The sequence below is a fragment of the Sandaracinobacteroides sp. genome (genome assembly GCF_057137845.1).
On record NZ_DBNHFX010000021.1, the window covers coordinates 1 to 2,339 of the forward strand.

The 2,339-nt window shown below is 67.0% G+C and carries 2 protein-coding genes; both read left to right on the forward strand.

The genetic code is table 11. The features are described 5' to 3' along the window. The first annotated feature begins 290 nt into the window (after window positions 1-290). Entirely contained in the window at window positions 291-854 is a 564-nt protein-coding gene (locus AC16JP_RS00720) for an ECF-type sigma factor (protein ID WP_484338683.1), read from the forward strand. After that, window positions 844-2,339 (forward strand): protein kinase domain-containing protein (locus AC16JP_RS00725; protein ID WP_484338684.1); only part of this gene is annotated, 1,496 nt, incomplete at its 3' end. The genes AC16JP_RS00720 and AC16JP_RS00725, both read left to right, overlap by 11 nt.

Genomic DNA, 2,339 nt, shown 5'->3' on the forward strand with positions numbered 1-2,339 from the left:
ACCCAGTCGTGCGAGCCGGGATTTCCTTCTGCGGTCCACCCGGTCAGATCGACCGATGCCGCCATAGCCGGCAACGCCGAGACGGCGGCCAACGCAGCGAGAGCATATTTCAACATGTTGCATTCTCCCCGTTCCGAGGGGGTAACCTCCGCCCCCTCATCCGGGTAAGCGGCAGGATGGCGCGAAAAGGGTCAGAATTATTTTTATCGAATGTCGGGCGAACGTAAATTTTCCGAGAATTTCCGACGGATCGCTTGCCCGGCCGGCCCGCCCGGTTCTAGCCTTGCCGGATGGAGGCGCCGCGCAGGGGCATCGATGAACTGATCCGTCGCTGGCGCAGCGGCGACGAGCAGGCGCGCGACGAACTGATCACGCGGCTGTACCCCGAACTCTGCACCATCGCTTCGGCGCAGATGCGGCGGGAACGCGACGCATCCTTTTCGTCGGGCGATCTGGTCAATGATGCGATCCTGAAGCTGGTGCGGCAGGGTTCGATCGAAGTGTCCGACCGTGCGCACATGATCGCGCTTGCCGCCCGGCTGATGCGCAACATCGTGATCGATCATGCCCGCGCCCGCCGCGTAGGCAAGCGGGCCCATTACAAAGTCGAACTGAACGAAGACATCGATGGCGTGCAACGCATTGACCTGATCCGGCTGGAATCGGCGCTATTGCGGTTGGGAGCGATCGATATGCAATTGGCCGAACTTGTGGAGATGCGGTATTTCGGCGGCATGGGTCTGGGCGACATCGCCCAGGTGACCGGCCTGTCGGTTGCCACGGTAAAGCGGCGCTGGCGCCTGGCGCGGGCGTGGCTGGTCGATGCCGTCGGGCACCCGATCGATGGGAACTGAGAGCAAGGGCGCCGACGAGGTGCTTGCGGTCGAACGGATCGCGCTGGCGCTGTTCGACGATCTGCTGGATGTGCCGGAATCCGCGCGTGAACAATGGATTGCCGAACGCACCGCCGACCCGCGGGTGAAACGGCGGCTGGCAGCCATGCTGGAGGCCGATCGCATTTCCACGCCGGGGGTGTCGCGCGTGTTCGGCACCGGTGCTGCGCCGCTTGCCATCGAACCTGCCGTCGCCGCCGGCCCTGAACGCATCGGCCGATACCGGTTGCTGGGGGTGATCGGGCGGGGCGGCATGGGAACGGTCTATCGTGCGGTGCGCGATGCAGGCGACTTCACCCACGAGGTGGCGATCAAACTGATCAAGCCGGGCCTGTTGTCGGACGTGCTGGTCGGGCGCTTCCTTTCGGAACGGCAGACGCTGGCCGATCTGCAACATGCGAACATCGCGCGCCTGTACGACGGCGGCGCCACCGACGACGGCAGCCCCTATATCGTGATGGAACTGGTGGAAGGCGCGATGCCCGTCGACCGCTGGGCCGATACGCACGCGCTGCCGACAGCCGATCGCGTTGTGCTGGTCGAACAGGCGGCGGGCGCCATCGCCTATGCGCACCAGCGCCTGGTGGTGCACCGCGATGTTACGCCGCTGAACGTGCTGGTAGGAACAGGCGGCGCGCTGAAGCTGATCGATTTCGGCATCGCGCGCCCCGCCGGAACCGAGGCCGCCGCCACCGAGGAAAAACGCCGGACGGCGCCGACGCAGGGCGACATATCGGCGCTTGGCCGCCTGTTGCTGCGGCTGGTTCCGGCGCCCGAACCGGAACTTGCAGCAATCGCCGCCGAGGCGACGGCGGGTCGCTACCCGACGGCCGATGCATTTCGTGATGATCTGCTGGCGTGGCGCAGCGGCATGCCGGTTGCCGCGATGCGCGGCGGCGACGGCTACCGGCTGCGCAAATTCCTGCGGCGGCATCGTGTTCCGTCGGTGCTGGTGGGGGCGGCGCTTGCCGGGCTGCTGGTGGCGATGATCGGGGTCGCCGTCGCCAGCAGGCAGGCGCGCCGTGCCGAAGCCGAAGCCGACGCGCGCTTCAACGAAACCCGGTCGATTGCGAAAGCGATGCTGTTCGACGTGTTCGACAAGGTAAGCCGGGTGTCGGGCGCGACCGAGGCGCGGCAGGCGCTTGCCGACACCTCGATCCGCTATCTCGATGCGCTGGCGGCAATGGGGAACGCCCCCGCCGATGTGCGCATCGAAGCCGGGCGCGGCTATGTCCGGCTGGCCGAAGTGACGGGCGGTGGCCAGTACGCGACGCTTGGCCGCTATGCCGACGCCAACGCACTGCTGGATCGCGCCGCCACACTGCTGGAGCCGGCCTATGCCGCGCGCCCCGACGACAAGGCGGTGGCGCTGGCATTCGCGGCACTGCGGGCCGAACAGGCCGGCACCGACCTTTACAACAACAACCAGCCCGCCCGCGCCCGCGC